General features: G+C 48.8%; 22 protein-coding genes. 4 read left to right on the forward strand and 18 right to left on the reverse strand.

What is annotated here, in order from left to right; genetic code table 11:
• Positions 1 to 168: 168 nt before the first annotated feature.
• From rocF to ACFO8Q_RS00605, 3 genes are all read right to left on the reverse strand, one after another.
• Complete coding sequence (rocF, locus tag ACFO8Q_RS00595) at positions 169 to 1,068, reverse strand: arginase (protein ID WP_380023488.1); 900 nt, start codon at positions 1,066 to 1,068, stop codon at positions 169 to 171.
• A 66-nt stretch (positions 1,069 to 1,134) separates the two neighbouring features.
• Positions 1,135 to 3,552, reverse strand: a complete 2,418-nt coding sequence (locus ACFO8Q_RS00600) for an ATP-binding protein (RefSeq protein WP_380023490.1) — start codon at positions 3,550 to 3,552, stop codon at positions 1,135 to 1,137.
• Positions 3,549 to 4,679, reverse strand: coding sequence for a metallophosphoesterase family protein (locus ACFO8Q_RS00605; RefSeq protein WP_380023492.1), 1,131 nt, complete (start codon positions 4,677 to 4,679; stop codon positions 3,549 to 3,551). The genes ACFO8Q_RS00600 and ACFO8Q_RS00605 overlap by 4 nt, the downstream gene beginning before the upstream one ends.
• Before the next feature lie 110 nt (positions 4,680 to 4,789).
• Here ACFO8Q_RS00605 and ACFO8Q_RS00610 point away from each other — a divergent pair, with 110 nt between their 5' ends.
• Positions 4,790 to 5,038 (forward strand): hypothetical protein, encoded by a 249-nt coding sequence (locus ACFO8Q_RS00610; RefSeq protein WP_380023494.1) that lies wholly within the window; start codon positions 4,790 to 4,792, stop codon positions 5,036 to 5,038.
• Complete coding sequence (locus tag ACFO8Q_RS00615; RefSeq protein ID WP_380023496.1) at positions 5,028 to 5,387, forward strand: hypothetical protein; 360 nt, start codon at positions 5,028 to 5,030, stop codon at positions 5,385 to 5,387. The genes ACFO8Q_RS00610 and ACFO8Q_RS00615 overlap by 11 nt, the downstream gene beginning before the upstream one ends.
• Positions 5,388 to 5,397: 10 nt before the next feature.
• Here ACFO8Q_RS00615 and ACFO8Q_RS00620 read toward each other — a convergent pair whose 3' ends face one another.
• Positions 5,398 to 5,988, reverse strand: coding sequence for a stage II sporulation protein M (locus tag ACFO8Q_RS00620; protein ID WP_380023498.1), 591 nt, complete (start codon positions 5,986 to 5,988; stop codon positions 5,398 to 5,400).
• A gap of 103 nt (positions 5,989 to 6,091) precedes the next feature.
• On the opposite strand from ACFO8Q_RS00620, the gene pdaB reads away from it, so the two are divergent.
• Complete coding sequence (gene pdaB / locus ACFO8Q_RS00625) at positions 6,092 to 6,862, forward strand: polysaccharide deacetylase family sporulation protein PdaB (RefSeq protein ID WP_380023500.1); 771 nt, start codon at positions 6,092 to 6,094, stop codon at positions 6,860 to 6,862.
• On the opposite strand, the gene ACFO8Q_RS00630 is transcribed toward pdaB, so the two are convergent.
• Positions 6,863 to 7,426 (reverse strand): KinB-signaling pathway activation protein, encoded by a 564-nt coding sequence (locus tag ACFO8Q_RS00630; RefSeq protein WP_380023502.1) that lies wholly within the window; start codon positions 7,424 to 7,426, stop codon positions 6,863 to 6,865. It abuts the gene before it with no gap.
• 160 nt (positions 7,427 to 7,586) lie between these two features.
• Between ACFO8Q_RS00630 and gerD the strand changes: the two genes are divergently transcribed.
• A complete protein-coding gene (gerD, locus tag ACFO8Q_RS00635) occupies positions 7,587 to 8,285 on the forward strand; it encodes a spore germination lipoprotein GerD (RefSeq protein WP_380023504.1) in 699 nt (232 codons plus the stop codon).
• A 27-nt stretch (positions 8,286 to 8,312) separates the two neighbouring features.
• On the opposite strand, the gene ACFO8Q_RS00640 is transcribed toward gerD, so the two are convergent.
• From ACFO8Q_RS00640 to ACFO8Q_RS00700, 13 genes are all read right to left on the reverse strand, one after another.
• Entirely contained in the window at positions 8,313 to 9,392 is a 1,080-nt protein-coding gene (locus ACFO8Q_RS00640; RefSeq protein ID WP_380023507.1) for an Mrp/NBP35 family ATP-binding protein, read from the reverse strand.
• Positions 9,393 to 9,454: 62 nt separating this feature from the next.
• Complete coding sequence (gene cwlD / locus ACFO8Q_RS00645; protein ID WP_380023508.1) at positions 9,455 to 10,177, reverse strand: N-acetylmuramoyl-L-alanine amidase CwlD; 723 nt, start codon at positions 10,175 to 10,177, stop codon at positions 9,455 to 9,457.
• A gap of 156 nt (positions 10,178 to 10,333) precedes the next feature.
• Entirely contained in the window at positions 10,334 to 10,726 is a 393-nt protein-coding gene (gene rpsI / locus ACFO8Q_RS00650; protein ID WP_380023510.1) for a 30S ribosomal protein S9, read from the reverse strand.
• Between the two features lie 20 nt (positions 10,727 to 10,746).
• Positions 10,747 to 11,184: a 50S ribosomal protein L13 gene (rplM, locus tag ACFO8Q_RS00655; RefSeq protein WP_380023513.1), complete on the reverse strand. Its 438-nt coding sequence runs from the start codon at positions 11,182 to 11,184 to the stop codon at positions 10,747 to 10,749.
• Between the two features lie 244 nt (positions 11,185 to 11,428).
• Positions 11,429 to 12,172: a tRNA pseudouridine(38-40) synthase TruA gene (truA, locus tag ACFO8Q_RS00660; protein WP_380023515.1), complete on the reverse strand. Its 744-nt coding sequence runs from the start codon at positions 12,170 to 12,172 to the stop codon at positions 11,429 to 11,431.
• A gap of 108 nt (positions 12,173 to 12,280) precedes the next feature.
• Positions 12,281 to 12,643, reverse strand: a complete 363-nt coding sequence (gene rplQ / locus ACFO8Q_RS00665) for a 50S ribosomal protein L17 (protein WP_380023516.1) — start codon at positions 12,641 to 12,643, stop codon at positions 12,281 to 12,283.
• Between the two features lie 252 nt (positions 12,644 to 12,895).
• Positions 12,896 to 13,840: a DNA-directed RNA polymerase subunit alpha gene (locus tag ACFO8Q_RS00670; RefSeq protein WP_380023518.1), complete on the reverse strand. Its 945-nt coding sequence runs from the start codon at positions 13,838 to 13,840 to the stop codon at positions 12,896 to 12,898.
• An 80-nt stretch (positions 13,841 to 13,920) separates the two neighbouring features.
• A complete protein-coding gene (gene rpsD / locus ACFO8Q_RS00675; RefSeq protein ID WP_380023520.1) occupies positions 13,921 to 14,547 on the reverse strand; it encodes a 30S ribosomal protein S4 in 627 nt (208 codons plus the stop codon).
• Positions 14,548 to 14,627: 80 nt separating this feature from the next.
• Positions 14,628 to 15,038, reverse strand: a complete 411-nt coding sequence (rpsK, locus tag ACFO8Q_RS00680) for a 30S ribosomal protein S11 (protein ID WP_380023521.1) — start codon at positions 15,036 to 15,038, stop codon at positions 14,628 to 14,630.
• Positions 15,039 to 15,057: 19 nt separating this feature from the next.
• Positions 15,058 to 15,426: a 30S ribosomal protein S13 gene (gene rpsM / locus ACFO8Q_RS00685; RefSeq protein WP_380023523.1), complete on the reverse strand. Its 369-nt coding sequence runs from the start codon at positions 15,424 to 15,426 to the stop codon at positions 15,058 to 15,060.
• Between the two features lie 162 nt (positions 15,427 to 15,588).
• Positions 15,589 to 15,702 (reverse strand): 50S ribosomal protein L36, encoded by a 114-nt coding sequence (rpmJ, locus tag ACFO8Q_RS00690; RefSeq protein WP_018131305.1) that lies wholly within the window; start codon positions 15,700 to 15,702, stop codon positions 15,589 to 15,591.
• A 124-nt stretch (positions 15,703 to 15,826) separates the two neighbouring features.
• Positions 15,827 to 16,045, reverse strand: a complete 219-nt coding sequence (infA, locus tag ACFO8Q_RS00695; RefSeq protein WP_018131304.1) for a translation initiation factor IF-1 — start codon at positions 16,043 to 16,045, stop codon at positions 15,827 to 15,829.
• Entirely contained in the window at positions 16,032 to 16,364 is a 333-nt protein-coding gene (locus ACFO8Q_RS00700) for an RNA-binding protein (RefSeq protein ID WP_380023524.1), read from the reverse strand. The genes infA and ACFO8Q_RS00700 overlap by 14 nt, the downstream gene beginning before the upstream one ends.
• Position 16,365 lies beyond the last annotated feature (1 nt).

The raw sequence follows: 16,365 nt of genomic DNA on the forward strand, positions 1-16,365 counted from the left end.
AAGAAATTAAAACCAAGTAATACAGTAAGAATTAATGGTATTTCATTGTTCTAAATTTACTACGCCCTGTAGAATTCGTCAACCGTTTTTTTAAAAAAAAAAAGACTGCCAGAAGATTAGCAGTCTTTCCACAAACTGTTCTCCAACAAAATTACTCGGAATTCCGTTTCATATCACTTTTTGCCCCAGCACAGAACAGATCATATCCACCGCGACACGTGCCGTACGATTCTCCACATCAAGGATTGGATTGACCTCGACCACATCGATAGAGGTCAAAATATTGGCATCCGCCAGCATTTCCATGGCGAGATGACCCTCCCGGTAGGTGACCCCTCCCAGAACCGGGGTCCCCACACCCGGTGCCTCACGCGGATCAAACGCATCCAAGTCCAAGCTCAAATGCACTCCGTCGACGCCGTCCGAGGCGATGCGGATGGCCTCCTCCATCACTTCCGACATTCCTCGCTTGTCGATTTCATGCATGTCAAATACGGTTATTCCTGCCTGCTTGATGAGCGACCGTTCCAGGGGATCAATCGAACGGGCACCTACCAACACTACATTTTTTGCCTGTACTTTCGGCTGAAAGCCTGCCACATTGGTGAGATCCGGATGCCCCAATCCAAGTGCCACCGCGAGCGGCATCCCGTGTATGTTTCCGGATGGAGTCGTCTCCTCTGTGTTCATGTCCCCATGTGCGTCAAACCAGATAATTCCAAGACGAGGAACCGATTTCGCCGCACCGGCCACGCTTCCGATGGCAATGGAATGGTCTCCGCCCAGAATGATCGGCAGACGCCCGGATGCAATTTCTCCGGACACCTTTTGCGCCACATCGTTAGACACGGTTACGATTTCTGGCAGGTACTTCAGTTTCTGATTGGCCACCCGGTGGGATTCCGGAGTCGGGGAATCGACATTCCCCAGTTCAATCACTTCATAGCCAAGTTGGGAAATTCGATCATGCAAATTCGCGTACCGGATTGCCGACGGCCCCATGTCGACTCCACGCCTTCCCTGCCCCAAGTCGGACAGAACTCCGATAATTGAAACCGCTTTTTTCATGTTTCTGCCCCCAGTTCGTTTGGTTCCGCCCCATTCCGGTACTAGTTAAAACCGGATGCGGCTCCTTTACAGATGATGAACAACGAGCCCGTCACCTCTGATCCGCCGAAGCAATGCCATATCCAAAGTTCGATGCGTAAAAAAGAGAATCTGCCGTTGGGATGATTTGGTAAGCAGATACTGCATCGTCTTTTCCAGACGCTGATCGTCATAATGCAAAAATGGTTCGTCAATCAAAAGCGGCAAACGGTCTCCCTCTTCAATCACAGATTCGGCGACAGCCAACGCCAGCGCAAAGCTTAACTGATCCGCTGTCCCCTTCGACAACCCGCTCATTTCGTAAGTATATCCAGAATCGGGGGATGTCACCCGGACGTCCAATTGTCCATCCACCCGGAGGTTGGAATATCGTCCTCCCGTAAAAATTTCGGCCAGTCCGGACACTTTTTGCACAAGCCTCGGTGCTTGTTCCCGATATAAAGCAATCCGAATTTCCTCAAATGCCGCTTTGGTTGTTTCCAACGCTTCCCGGGCGGCAGACCACTTCGCAGCCTGCTCCCGCCAGTAGTCCAATTCCCGCCCTAAAGCAACCAGATTTACACGTCCCTGCCGAATCGACTGCAGGCGACCCTCCAGCTCTTTTACCCTGGCAAAATCGGCCAGGTACACCCGTTCATCTTGCTCCAAAGAGCGTAATTCTTCTTCCAACTGCCGGGGATTCAACGGGGTATCCGGCAAGCGGATCAAATCATTGGCAACGTCCAATTCTTCCAGTCGCTTCTGCCAGCGGCTGATCTCCTGCTGGATCCCTGAGATCCTTTGAAGGAAATCAATCTGCTGCAGCAGCTGCTTTGCTTTTGTTTCCCATTCCTCGACTGCCAGCTCTAATTCGTCAGCATCAACATCAAGGTGCACTTGGTAGTTGGCATCGAATATTCCTGACTCCCGAAATACGCGCTCGACGGTTGCCAATTCGGCTTGCAAACGTTCTTCCGTTTTCCGAACTTCACTGGATACCCACTCCATCTGTTGTTCAAGTCCCGAGAGACGTTCTCGAGTTTGCAGAATCTGCTGCCAACGGGCACGGGCTTGCCGCGGGGTATCCGCGTCGAATCGCTTAAGCAATTCAATCAGTTCCGTTTCCCATTTCTCAATTTCCGCCTGCTTTTGTTCCTGCTGCTGCTTGATCAGAATTTGATACTTCCGTATTTTATTCCGGCCGGCCACGCGACTTGCCACCGACAGCACAATCCCGACGGCTGCAGCCGCAATTCCGATTGCCCGATAGCCAAGCAGGGTGAGAAAGCCACCTGCCAGAATGGCTCCCACTCCACTTAGCAAGAGCGAGGAGTTCCAGCCGGACACTTTGCCTTCGTTCCCCTCTGGATTAACCGGCTCGTTACGAAAGTCATCAGTCAGTTTCTGATCCAACTCTTCAATCCGTTGGAGATCCGGTTCAGCGATTTGTTTATACCGAGCGGCAAACCCAATACTGTCCGGATCCGGTCGAAGAGATTCCAGTCTTTCGACAAAAGTGGCCCGTTCTTGAAAAAGGGAACGGCAGCTTTCAACTCTTCGGTATAGAGTTCCCCGAATTTCCTGAAATTGTTCCTGTGAGAAATCCGCAGGGAAAGAACAGTCTTCCGCGTTCAGAGAAGTGGCTGCTGCTTCAGAAGGCGATTTTTCCAACTCCAAGTTCTTCAGAAGAGAATGGATATGGCCCGCCAGCTCTATTTTCCGTAATGCGAGGCTTGTTTCTTTCTCTTTACACTCTCCGTGTATACGCTCCAATTCTTCACACAGCTCTTTGCCCGCTGCTTCGTTCGCTTCTTCCTTCCCGATCGCCAGTTTGATCTGCTGCTGCTTCGCCACCGCCTGCCCCAAGGGTTTGCTTTCCGCCCGTTCCGTTCCGATCTCCTCAATTTTTTGCGCAATAACCGCTTCCGCTTTCTGAATCAATGCCTGGTCAGCCGTTTGCAAGAATGACCCGCTGATCAATTTGGGGGCTGCCTCTCTTCGCCATTCGTCCCATTCAGCTCGCAAACCTTCTCCCAGACACAGCGAATTTTTGAACATCAATTCGTCAATTCCAAGAAGCGATTGCAGAAACAATCTTTCTTTTCGAGCATCCTCGGGGAATTCATTGGTAATGTCTTCTCCCGTATGGGCCAGATAGATTCTGCAATCTTCCCGATTTTTCAGAAAGCTGCGCTCTATCCGGTACGACTGCCCATTGATCGTACATTCCAATACTCCTCCGTAAACTTCGCCCTGCCAAGGCATGTACCGGCTGTGTTCTTCCGTATAAACTGTCCGTTTCTTACCGGGTTTTTTCATTCCGAATAACATCGCAAGAACAAACGACTGCAGGGTGGTTTTCCCCGCTTCATTCGGACCGTAAATCACCTGCAGGCCATCTTTCAAATCGAGCGTGTAATTCTGATATTTGCCAAATCCGTGTATCTCCAACCGGTCAATTCTCAACGGTTGATCACCCTTCCATAGGTTAACGCATCCAATCCGATGGTCAGTGCCAACTCCAACACTTCCTTCCGGCGTTCATCCGGCTCCGCCACTATCCGTTCCCGCATCAGCTTGACAAACCTCCCATGAATCGACTCGGGCGTATAGCTGTCCAAGTCATAATCCAAACGGGTGTCATTTTCCACCTGAATCCAAAATCCGCTCTCCGACCATTCCCGCTTCAGATGCTCCAAATCGATTCCTGCATCCAACGAACCGACCAAACGAATTCGAATCAGATTTCGCTCCCATTCGTCCGCCGGGATCGCTTCCCGCGCCCGGCTTGTAATCTCTCGTACAGATTCACACCCGGTTACATCGATCTCGCGCATCTGATACGAGCGCTTGGCCAATGGAAGCCAGGTCAGGCGTGCTCCGCCTTTTTCAGCTTCCACCAGAAACGCGCCGTGTTCTCCCAACTCGTCAAATCCAAGCGGTTCCAGGCTGCCTGAATAGGCGGCCCGGATTCTCCCCGCTTCTTCCCAAATCATTTCTTTCTGATGATAGTGAGCAAGGGCTGCGTAGTCAGCCCCGATACGGCGGATTTCCGCACGGGAAATCGGGAGATAGGGACTTCCCTCAGGCGCATCGACACTCCCGTGAATCATCACAATCTCGATGGATTCGGAATCTGCCAACCGCAGGTTCCTGTACGGATTCTCTCTCTGGATGGTCGATGGATAGCCAAATCCCCAAACTCCGCAAATTCCTCCCATCAATTCCACACGTTCCACCTGCGGCCCGTATATATGTACATGACTTCCCCAATCGACTCTCCTGTACGGGGAATCCACTGTAAGCGGATCATGGTTTCCCGGCGTAATCAGAATCGGCAACGGCGCCAATTCTTTAAACATTGCCTTGATTTCCTGCAGATGACCATCGTCTATGAAGATCCCTTCAAACAGATCTCCTGTAATCGATATGAAATCGACTGCATGCTCCAGGGCGGACTCACAGGCTTTCCGAAAGGTAGCCAGCAATTCATGCGCCCTCCGGTCTGCTGCCTGTTTCGAAAATCCACTGCCTCGAAACGCAGTCCCCAAATGAACATCTCCAAATTGCAAAAACCGAACTGAACGGGTCATTTTTCATGCTCCCCCCTACTAACCTTTTTCGGTATTCTTCGGGGAATTCCTTCCGACTTGTATCCTGAAGCTGCAACACGCTACAATAAGCTGAGGAAAGGATGATGGACATGCAGGACTACGAACACCTGCTTTTATCGTGGACGCAGCTCCAAGCGATCCGACTCATTATGGGTGAGAATGCGGAAGCCGGTTCCATGCGGGTTATCGAGCAAAAACTGAAAGAAGAATATCAGATTACTGAAGTAAGCCTTGTCGGACGCACTCTTGACGAATATGCGGTCTCTTTCCGCAAAAACGGGGAGAACAAGATGGTTCGCTTTGATGCAGACGAGGTGGAAAGCATTTATGATGTCTAAAAAATGGCTCCGTCCGATTTGGATATCCGCAATGCTGATTGCCATCCTGGCCGTCTACGTAGGGCTTTTTAAAAACCCTCTGCCTGGCCGCTTCTTTGTCGATCTTTCAAACTCAATGTTCCTTTGGGGCCTAACACTCCTGTGTGTAAGCCTGATCTATGTCACCCGTTTTTTCGGGTTTCTTGCGTATTTTCAAAACTGGTTCCGGTTTCGCCCTCTGACCCCAACATCTGACGAGGAAGCGGAACCGGAAGCCCCCCAACACGAGGATACAGAAAAAAGGGACCCGTCTCTTGTGTACGCGTCCCTCCTGCTCATTGCTCTTTCGATTCCGATCTACTACATCTGATGTGGATCGGCTATTTCATATACCACGTTAACAATACCGGTGTTACAAACCCTTCAATAGCCGCCGCGGCAACCAAAAGAAGAGCGATCACCGGAAGCGCGAGCAGCGCCTCTTTAAACGCGTAACGGAAGCTTTCCCAACGCGTTTTCCCCACCATTGGCCGCAGCCACATATACCCCAATTTAATGCCCATCGCCCCGGCTATTAAAAACGCCGGGATTTCCAATACCCCATGCGGAAGGATGCCGAACAGAATCAGAGCCCACACCGGGGCTTGGCCCATTTGTCCCATCAGGGCAAGTGCATACCCGACAACCATCCCGTTGATCACAAGTAAATGAATGGACAGAATGGACAGAAACACACCGGATCCAAGTAAGACCAATGAAACCGTTAGATTATTTTTAAACAAAAGCAGGGACAAATCCAAATGGTCGCCTTTTGCTTCCGCAGCAATTTGCTCGAGATGACGGAGATACTGTTTCAAGAATCCATGAAGAGGTTCAAAGAAGACGAGTCCAATCAAAAGCCCTACGACAAACAAACTGAATGCAAACCACACGTAGCCTCGGTTTTCCTTGATAACTGAAATAGATCTCATGGTTCCTCCTTAAAAACTTGGTGTGCCCCATTCAGGCATAACCTCGTCCCGCTTGCATAGACTTGTACCGATATGGACAGTGTAGTGACGGAGGTGTAATTTTATGAATGTAATTTGGTCATTTCATTGGAAGCAGGGCAAGCGAATTGCCATTCTCGCAATCGCTATGCTGCTTTTTGCCGGGGTTCTCTACGCAGAAGTAGGCCCCTCGAATTTAATTTCGATACCCACCGCATCCACTGCTTCCCCCGGAGCGATCTACAAAGTCCAGACGGATCAAAAGGTGGTGGCTCTCACGTTTGACATCTCTTGGGGTGAGAAAACACCGGGACCTGTGCTTGATGTGCTGGAAAAGAAGGGCTTAAAAAAAGCAACCTTCTTCCTGTCGGGTCCATGGACCTCCACCCACCCCGAAATTGCAAAACGAATTCGAACCATGGGGTTTGAAATCGGTTCGCACGGCCATCTGCATAAAAATTTCTCACAGTACAGCAACGACTGGATCCACGATCAGGTCAAAAAAGCGGAAGAAGCGATTTTCGACACGACAGGAGTCAAAACCAAGCTGATTCGGACGCCTAACGGCGACTTCAATAAGCGTGTACTTGAGAAACTCCATTCGATGGGGTATACCACAATCCAATGGGATACCGATTCGCTCGATTGGAAAAATCCCGGCGTCGATACCATTGTGAACCGTGTGCTTTCGAAAGCGCACCCTGGCGATATTATATTGATGCATGCCAGTGATTCATGCAAACAAACTGTCGAAGCACTCCCCCGCATCATTGACGGCCTACGCGAAAAAGGGTATGAATTCGTTACAGTTACGGAACTGATTGCCGGTACGAATACGCGATCAAAAGCGGAGTAGTTACTCCCTTATGATTCGGCCCAGCAAGAGAATTAAATAACTGTTGCACGCCAGCAGGATGGTACCGATCATGATCGTTAAACCGGTTTCTCCTGTTGCGGAACCAAATTTTAACGCGACATACCATTCAATCGTTGTGAACACATACAGGAAAAACACCGCGGGGATAAATGCCTTTTTCCCTGAAACTTTCGATTTCACATAAGCTACAATCAAAGCTATAACAAGCGGCCAGGTAGCGAATCCGACGTAAGGCCACACCGATCCCGTTCCCTGGCCTGCCGTTATGTAGCGGAGATAGATCATGTCCACATAAACAACAAGAATCAGAAACGCCTGCACCCAATGCCAGAGACGCTGCGGAAGAAACCCTTTGACGATGAAGTTGAGAGTCAGATAAGCCCAGAACCCCATCAATGCTGTCGCAGATACAAAACCTCCGACTTCAAAGCCAAAAAACAAACGGATATTTGCAAAAATATCGGTGAGCGAATGCAGAACTCCGACCAACATCCCCACTGCCACTGTAGTAAGTACCATAAATCCGAATCTTTTCAGAGTCATTCAACAAATCTCCCCTCCAAACGTACCAAAACCATCATAAACAATAATCCGCGAAAAAAACAGTCTAATATTTCCCATCCATAGATTGGTTGCGCCGGTCTCGCATGCAAGAGTCTCCTCCGAGACATATTATGTACAAGCACCGAAAGGAGGGCTTTCTATGCGAGTCCGCAGCCGTTTAATTTTCATATTGGCCCTTGCCTTCCTCTTGAGCAGTCTCACATCATGTTCGTCTGGAGGCAAACAAGGCGGAGAACAGCAAAAACCTGAATATAACCAAATGAAAGCCATGACGTTGGATGTTCTTCATTCGAAGGAAGGAAAAGATACTCTAAAGGATGTTGTGAAGGAACCTTCATTCAAGAGTTCGTTGATCATATCGGAACAGGAAGTTCAAACTGCAATAATGAAAACATTAAGTGATGAAAAAACACAAAAGAAAATTCTTGAAGAGCAGATGAAAGATCCAAAGTTTGCTGCCTCGATGGTGAAAGCATCGAAAAAAGAACATGAAGCGCTGTTAAAGCAGATGATGAAGGACCCCGACTACCAACAATCGATGCTCACACTCATGAAATCACCCGAATACCAGAAAATGATCTTAACCACGATGCAGAGTCCCGAATATCGGCAAATGACCATGAAAATCATGGCCGATTCCTTACAAAACCCGGAATTTAAGCTGATGTTCATGGATCTCGTCAAACAAGCGATCCAATCCGGTGCGGGCGTATCCAAAATGGAGGAGAAAAAAGAAGGCAAAGAGAAGAAGGAAGGCAAGGAAGGTAAAGAGGGTAAGGAAGAGGGAAAAGAAGGCGGTAAAGAAGGAGAAGGCGGTGGTGGAGAAGGAGAAGAATAAAGAAAGACCCCCAGGCAGGGGGTATCTTTATTTCCGGAGATCCGCTTTCTTGGCAACCGCCTTTGCAACCGATTCAAAAATCAGGGCTTGTTCACTACCACTTGGGAAAATCCCGCTTCCGGATGCAGTTGCCACAGCGAGCGGAATTTGCCCGAGCAGGTCGGTTCGCAATTCCCGTGCGAGTTTTTCCCCGCCGCCTTTGCCAAAAATATAGTGTCTTTCACCGTTTGCTTCAAAATAAGACATATTTTCAATTACACCAAGAATTTCATGGTTTGTTCGCAATGCCATGGTGCCCGCCCTTGCGGCGACTTCCGTTGCATTTGACTGAGGGGTAGTCACAATAATCTCTTTGCTTTTCGGAAGCAAAGTATGAACATCCAGCGCCACGTCACCAGTTCCTGGCGGAAGATCGAGCAGCATCACATCAAGTTCTCCCCAGAATGCTTCCGCAAAAAAGTTACGCAGCATCTTACCCAACATCGGCCCCCGCCAAACGACCGGCGCATTCTCTTGGACAAAGAAGCCCATCGACATGATCTTGACACCATCTTGCTGCACCGGCATCAGCATATTCTCGACCAGAGTCGGCTTGCGATCGCCCAAATTGAATATATTTGGCAAACTGAAACCATAAATATCAGCATCGATTACGCCTACACGATATCCTAGACGGGATAACGCCACTGCCAAATTTGCCGTGGCAGTGGATTTCCCTACACCGCCTTTGCCGGAAGCGACCGCGATAAATACAGTGTTCGTATCGGGCCGCAACAAAGGCGGAACCTCCGGTTGTCCTGCGATTTGCAACGGGTTAGCCTGTCCAGCCCGCACTTTCGCGGCGAACCGGCTTCGTTCTTCTTCTGTCATTGTACCCAGTACGACGTCATACGAACCAATCCCCGGTATCGAGGCAAGAGCAGCGCGAACATCCTGATCAATTTTATTTCTTAACGGGCACCCGGCCACGGTAAGCAATACTTCTACCGTAACATGATCCCCTTTTATGTCGATCCTTTTCACCATCTCCAATTCTACAATACTGCGATGAACCTCCGGGTCTTCCACTTTCCGCAACGCTTCTAAAACAGCCTGTTCCGTAATCACCCGACTCACCTCCATCATTCATAATTTTCATTTTACCTGTTACCTGCATTTCTTACAAATGATTATCGAATGTTTCCCGCTGACGCTATATATTCAAGAATTCCTTCATATATGGAATACGCGATCTTTTTTTGGTAAGATTTCTGTTTCAGCAGGGCCAGCTCTTGCGAATTGGACAAAAATCCTACCTCGGCCAATACAGCCGGAACATGAGAGTTCCTTAACAAGTAAAGATCCTCTTGTGGTTCCACATCCCGTTTACTGTCCAACTGCTTTTGAAATTGCCCCTGGATGGCTTTGGCCAGCCGTTCGCTTTCTTCCAGCTCCGAGTCATAAAAAACTTGTGCTCCCCGTCCGCCGCCCGGATTTGAATTGAGATGGATCGAGAAAAACAAATCCGCTTTGTGTTCTTTCACCAGAAGGAGACGAGCTTTGAGATCCTGTGCTTTTCGCCTGCTGTACCCTTTCGTTTCCGGATTGGCCAGATCCCGATCATCTTCTCGGGTCATGATCACATACGCGCCCGCTTGTTGGAGATAGTCGCGCAGATATTTGGAAACAGGTAGAGTAACCGTTTTCTCCACCGTTCCGTCAACTCCCACAGCCCCCCCGTCCGGACCGCCGTGTCCGGGATCCAGGACAATTGTATAACCGGATAAAGGAGCACTCCAAGACCACAATTTTGTAATCGGGACATCTGCCATAAATAAGTTAACCACAAACAACAAAATGGCTATAGATCCCGACACGAAAGATATTTTACGCCAGTCATTTGTCAAAAGCATGGCTTTGTTCCTCCTTGTCTGCCGCCTCCACTTCTCTGATATATATGACAAGCAGGCAACAAACCATTCCGATTTTGTCCCACGAAGTCCTGGGGGAACAAAGCTTACATGCAAAAAGGACACCGTAAAGGTGTCCTTTGGAAACTTGGGTTGAGATTAACGCTTGGAGAACTGAGGCGCACGACGAGCAGCTTTAAGACCGTATTTCTTACGCTCCTTCATGCGTGGGTCACGAGTCAGGAATCCAGCCTTCTTCAGAGCCGGACGCAACTCGCTGTCCGCTTTCAACAATGCACGCGCAATACCGTGACGGATTGCACCGGCTTGACCGGAAATACCGCCACCATGTACGTTACAGAGTACATCGTATTTTCCAAGCATATCAGTGAGAAGCAACGGTTGCTTCACAATCAGCTTCAAAGTCTCAAGACCGAAATACTCATTAATGTCACGACGATTCACTACAATCTTGCCATCACCCGGTACAAGACGAACGCGCGCAACAGAATGCTTACGACGACCGGTACCCCAATATTGTACTTGAGCCACAGGGCCAACCTCCTCTTAAATTAGTTCACTGATTCCCAAGGAATCGGTTGTTGTGCACTGTGCGGATGCTCAGTTCCAGCATATACCCGAAGCTTGGTGAGCATCTTTGCACCTAGGCTGTTCTTGGGAAGCATACCTTTTACTGCAGAGAATAAAACGCGCTCCGGCTTGCTCTTGAGCATGTCTGCAGCAGTGGTTTCCTTCAAACCGCCCGGATACAAGGAGTGACGGCGGTAAATCTTAGACTGCAGCTTTTTACCGGTAAAGACTACTTTTTCAGCATTGATTACGATAACAAAATCACCGGTGTCCACATAGGGAGTGAACTCAGGCTTATGTTTACCACGCAGAATAGTTGCAATCTCAGTTGCCAAACGACCAACTGTCTTGCCTTCTGCGTCGATGATGTACCATTTACGTTCCACAGCGTTTGGTTTCGCCATGTAAGTCGTACGCATGGAATTTCCTCCTAACTTTTCACAGTTTAAACCGGGGCTAGTGGGATTAGCGGGTTTAAACAACAATATTTATTTTATCTATTCCTGTAATGCAAGTCAAGTAAAGAATAAAGTATTCGGCATCGGCCCCAAAGCTGATCGTCACTTTCACCCATATGGGCGAAATGAGCCTTTCGGCCCTCGAGTATAAATTGCACCTAAGTGACCAGTCACTAACTTGCACTTTAGATGGGGGGACGCTGCTTCATGTACGCGGATAGAGAACTTCTATCAAAGTCAATCCGTGTGCCGGAGCGGTTACACCTGCCTTGGTCCGATCAAGGGCCTGCAGCATCTCCGGAATACGTTCGGGGTCAATTCTTCCCTTTCCGACGTCTGTCAACGTGCCGGCAATAATACGGACCATATTCCACAAAAAACCGGATCCCTGAACCGTTATGGAAAGCAGATTTCCCCGTTCGACCAAGGTGACCTGCTGAATCTCCCGAACCTTATCTTCAAGTGGTGTTCCCGCATTGCAAAAACTCGTAAAATCGAGTTCTCCAACCAGATACTCAGCGGCTTTTCGCATCTTCTCAATGTCTAATAAATAAGGGACATGCCAAGCATAGCGGCGAGCAAATACATCCGGAAACATTCCTCGGTCAATCTGGTAGCGGTAAATTTTTCCCACCGCGTCAAACCTTGCGTGAAAAGACTCCGGAACTTCTTCCGCAGCGCGAACTACCAAATCCTGGGGCAAATTCACGTTTAGCGCGATTGCCCATTTTTCAGTTGGAATTCGAGAGGCGGTGTGAAAATTGACAATCTGCCCCCATGCGTGGACCCCGGCATCCGTTCTGCCAGACCCGATTACTTGTACAGGCTCACCCGTTAGTTTTTGAAGCGCGAGTTCCAATTCTCCTTGAACCGTGCGCAATCCGGGCTGTACTTGGAACCCGTGAAAATCGGTTCCCTCATACGAAACCGTCAATTTTATATTCCGCACACCTCTTACCTCCAGCAGTACTTTCTATTGGTTCCATTCCGGTCCCAGATGTCTTTCGTGGGCACAGAAAAAAAGGGCAATGACGATTTGTCATTCCCTTTTCCCGGATTACTCTACGAGTTCAAGAATTGCCATAGGAGCGCCGTCCCCGCGACGAGGTCCGACTTTCAGAATACGAGTATATCCACCTTGGCGTTCTGCAAAACGAGGAGCAATCTCAGCAAACAACTTCTGAACCGCATCCTGGCCGGATTCATTCGCCGTTTCCGGACGAACAAACGAAGCCACTTGACGGCGGGCATGCAGATCGCCGCGTTTTGCCAGGGTAATCATTTTTTCAGCGAGCGAACGGATTTCTTTTGCTTTTGCTTCGGTTGTCTCGATGCGCTCATAGATGAAGAGATCGGTAACGAGGTCTTGGAAAAGAGCTTTCCGCGCACCCGTCCGACGGTTCAACTTGCGATATGCCACTTTACGTTCCCCTCCTTTGAAACAGGAAGTTTTACCCCGAATACCCACTTGATTCGGGTCGCCACTCAGGTGCTTGTCACCTGAGTGGGTGTAGTGGGCGGTGCTTTTTACGGGGCAACCTCTGTTGATGATTCGTCCCACGTTGCGACGCGCAACATGCACATGTGTTGAACATGCCACATGGACGTCGCAATGTTCGTCGCCGCACGATGCGGCCGCCCATTCAGCGGGGCTACCTAAAATATTTTGCTGTCAGTCTTCTTCCCGGAGAGACAGGCCAAGTTCTGCAAGTTTTTCTTGCACTTCTTCAAGCGATTTGCGACCCAGGTTCCGTACTTTCATCATTTCTTCCTCGGTCTTTGCGCACAATTCCTGAACGGTATTGATGCCCGCACGCTTGAGACAGTTGTAGGAACGAACCGAAAGATCGAGTTCTTCGATCGTCATTTCAAGAACTTTTTCTTTCTTATCGTCTTCCTTCTCGACCATGATCTCTGTATCTTTCACTTTATCCGTTAATCCAACGAACAGCATCAAATGTTCAGTCAGAATTTTTGCGGCCAAACTTACCGCTTCATCTGGACGAATGCTCCCGTCGGCCCAAAGCTCGAGCGTTAGTTTGTCGTAGTTGGTTACTTGTCCGACACGGGTATTCTCCACACTGTAGTTAACTCGAGAGATCGGAGTGAAGATGGAATCGATCGGAATCACGCCAATTTCCAGATCCTCACGCTTATTGCGATCAGCTGGTACATATCCGCGGCCGCGATTCGCTTTGATTTCCATGTAGAACTTCGCTCCGTCAGCTAACGTGGCAATATGCAGATCAGGGTTTAGAACTTCCACATCAGAATCTGCTTGAATATCAGCAGCTGTGATAGTTTTAGGCCCTTCCGCTTCGATCACCAGCGTTTTTTCTTCGTCGGAGTGAATTTTGAGAGAAAGCCGCTTGATATTAAGGATGATCTCAGTTGTATCTTCGACTACACCCGGAACGGTCGAGAATTCATGGAGTACCCCTTCAATCTTGACAGAAGTGGCCGCAGCACCTGGCAGGGATGACAAAAGAATTCGGCGAAGCGAATTTCCCAGTGTTGTCCCATATCCCCGTTCTAACGGTTCCACAACAAACTTCCCATACGTTCCATCGGAACTGATTTCAACCGCATCAATCTTCGGCTTTTCAATTTCGATCATGCAGTAACCTCCTTCTCGACAACTCATACAAGCTGGTACGACGAGCCCGACAGATCAAAGATCTGACGGGGAAAGACCTATTAACGCGAATACAATTCAACGATCATCTGTTCCGCAACCGGAATATCGATTTCTTCACGAGCCGGGACACGCACAACACGACCGGATTTTGCATTCAAATCGCGCTCCAGCCATCCCAGAATCGTTTTGCCTTCAGCAGACTCAACGAGTTCTTTCACGCGCGGAGATTCGATGCTCTTCTCATTGAATGCAATCACATCTCCCGGTTTGGTCAGATAAGACGGAATGTCTACCTGCTTGCCGTTCACAGTGAAATGACCATGACGAACGAGTTGGCGAGCTTCCGGACGGGAAGCAGCGAATCCAAGGCGGTATACCACGTTGTCCAGACGGCTTTCAAGAATCTGAAGCAACGTTTCACCTGTAATGCCTTTGCGGCGTGCAGCTTCCTCGTAGTAGCTGCGGAATTGTTTTTCAAGTACACCGTAAACACGACGTGCTTTTTGCTTTTCACGAAGCTGAAGTCCGTATTCGGACACTTTCTTGCGCGCTTGACCATGTTGCCCTGGAGCATATGGACGGCGATCGATAGCACACTTATCGCTGTAGCAGCGCTCACCTTTGAGATACAATTTTACGCCTTCACGTCGGCACAACCGACAGACGGCACCTGTGTATCTTGCCATGTCTAGTGTTGACACCTCCTGTTGAGATTATACTTTTTCCTGTATAGTTTCGAACAAATCTACATAAGCTAAAAGTTACGTTATACGCGGCGGCGCTTTGGCGGACGGCAACCATTGTGCGGAATCGGAGTGACGTCACGAATCATTGCCACTTCCAAGCCTGCAGCTTGCAAAGAACGGATTGCCGCTTCACGACCGGCACCAGGTCCTTTAACGAATACTTCCACCGATTTCATTCCGTGCTCCATTGCAGTTTGTGCAGCAGATTCAGCTGCCATCTGAGCTGCAAACGGAGTGGATTTACGAGACCCTTTAAAACCGAGTCCACCTGCACTTGCCCAAGAAATTGCATTGCCGGCGGGGTCGGTAATGGTCACGATGGTGTTATTGAACGTGGAACGAATATGAGCAATGCCGGATTCGACATTTTTCCGATCACGGCGTTTGGTACGGGTCGCAGCTTTACCGCGGCCTTTCACAGCTTTTGCCATGTTCTAATTACCCCCCTTGTTATTTCTTCTTGCCGGCAACTGTCCGGCGCGGACCCTTACGGGTACGAGCATTGGTCTTGGTACGCTGACCGCGAACCGGGAGACCTTTCCGATGGCGAACGCCACGGTAAGAACCGATTTCGATCAAACGCTTAATGTTCAAAGCAATTTCGCGGCGAAGATCCCCTTCAACCTTGAGGGTTTTGTCAATCGCTTCACGCAATTTGCTGATTTCATCTTCTGTAAGATCACGAACGCGAGTATCAGGATTGATACCGGTTTCGGAAAGAACTTGATTCGACGTGGTACGACCAATACCAAAGATATAGGTCAAAGCGACTTCAACTCGCTTGTCACGTGGCAAGTCAACACCTGCAATACGTGCCATGTCCTCTATTACACCTCCCAATTCAAATCTCAAAGTTAGATTATAAACTATTTATAACATGTATTTCAAACAGCCTGGAGTTCGAATAGAACCCCCTCACACCGACTAGGGGGCAGCCGCTCTATTTCTCCTTGCTGACCCTTACCTACAATTAATATTTCATTAGCCTTGCTTCTGCTTGTGTTTCGGATTTTCGCAGATGACCATGACCGCCCCTTTACGACGGATGATCTTGCACTTTTCGCAAATAGGCTTTACTGACGGCCGTACTTTCATCGCGGTGATCCCTCCTTTAAAGAAAACTTGGTATTCACCAAGTCTCCGACGCAGGTGAATGCCTAGTTGCACTTATACTTGTTTCATCTGCAACTTATACTTCCCAACAAGTATAAGCAAGTCGTTACTTGAACCGATATGTGATGCGGCCACGCGTTAAATCGTATGGTGATAATTCAACCGTGACCCGGTCGCCGGGCAGGATTCGAATATAATTCATTCGAATCTTTCCTGAGACATGGGCAAGAACTTTATGGCCATTCTCCAATTCAACCCGAAACATCGCATTTGGCAAAGGTTCTATCACAGTACCTTCGACTTCAATCACATCATCTTTCGCCATGATGTTCACTCCCCTTTTCAGAGACGATATCCGGATTCTGTTGACTTTCAAATCGATTGAGGCAAAATCGCAACTTCGAATTGGTCACGCGCCCTGATTCTTGGATGCTAGTAAAAACTTCCATTGCAAAGCCACCTGTAAATCGGATATGCTGCAGGTTCTTTTTTTTGGGTTGGTCGTACTTTCGTTTGTCACCGTCAGCCAGTAGCACGAAACGTTCATTCAATACACCGATTATTATAGCGTATTGACCTGTCTCTCGCCCTTTCAACACTTCCACAATCTGACCGATTAAGGGTTCAGGCAACTCGTTCAACATC

This window comes from Effusibacillus consociatus (assembly GCF_042652925.1).
GTDB lineage: Bacteria > Bacillota > Bacilli > Tumebacillales > Effusibacillaceae > Effusibacillus > Effusibacillus consociatus.

Coding starts and splice junctions, on each gene's coding strand:
- infA (WP_018131304.1), bottom strand. CDS start 16,045: ATGGCGAAAGATGATGTGATTGAAGTCGAAGGTACTGTGATAGAACCT.
- ACFO8Q_RS00630 (WP_380023502.1), bottom strand. CDS start 7,426: ATGACTCTGAAAAGATTCGGATTTATGGTACTTACTACAGTGGCAGTG.
- ACFO8Q_RS00605 (WP_380023492.1), bottom strand. CDS start 4,679: ATGACCCGTTCAGTTCGGTTTTTGCAATTTGGAGATGTTCATTTGGGG.
- rpmJ (WP_018131305.1), bottom strand. CDS start 15,702: ATGAAAGTACGGCCGTCAGTAAAGCCTATTTGCGAAAAGTGCAAGATC.
- rpsD (WP_380023520.1), bottom strand. CDS start 14,547: ATGGCAAGATACACAGGTGCCGTCTGTCGGTTGTGCCGACGTGAAGGC.
- rplM (WP_380023513.1), bottom strand. CDS start 11,184: ATGCGTACGACTTACATGGCGAAACCAAACGCTGTGGAACGTAAATGG.
- pdaB (WP_380023500.1), top strand. CDS start 6,092: ATGAATGTAATTTGGTCATTTCATTGGAAGCAGGGCAAGCGAATTGCC.
- rocF (WP_380023488.1), bottom strand. CDS start 1,068: ATGAAAAAAGCGGTTTCAATTATCGGAGTTCTGTCCGACTTGGGGCAG.
- ACFO8Q_RS00615 (WP_380023496.1), top strand. CDS start 5,028: ATGATGTCTAAAAAATGGCTCCGTCCGATTTGGATATCCGCAATGCTG.
- ACFO8Q_RS00700 (WP_380023524.1), bottom strand. CDS start 16,364: ATGTTGAACGAGTTGCCTGAACCCTTAATCGGTCAGATTGTGGAAGTG.
- cwlD (WP_380023508.1), bottom strand. CDS start 10,177: ATGCTTTTGACAAATGACTGGCGTAAAATATCTTTCGTGTCGGGATCT.
- ACFO8Q_RS00610 (WP_380023494.1), top strand. CDS start 4,790: ATGCAGGACTACGAACACCTGCTTTTATCGTGGACGCAGCTCCAAGCG.
- rpsM (WP_380023523.1), bottom strand. CDS start 15,426: ATGGCACGTATTGCAGGTGTTGACTTGCCACGTGACAAGCGAGTTGAA.
- rpsK (WP_380023521.1), bottom strand. CDS start 15,038: ATGGCAAAAGCTGTGAAAGGCCGCGGTAAAGCTGCGACCCGTACCAAA.
- gerD (WP_380023504.1), top strand. CDS start 7,587: ATGCGAGTCCGCAGCCGTTTAATTTTCATATTGGCCCTTGCCTTCCTC.
- ACFO8Q_RS00670 (WP_380023518.1), bottom strand. CDS start 13,840: ATGATCGAAATTGAAAAGCCGAAGATTGATGCGGTTGAAATCAGTTCC.
- ACFO8Q_RS00620 (WP_380023498.1), bottom strand. CDS start 5,988: ATGAGATCTATTTCAGTTATCAAGGAAAACCGAGGCTACGTGTGGTTT.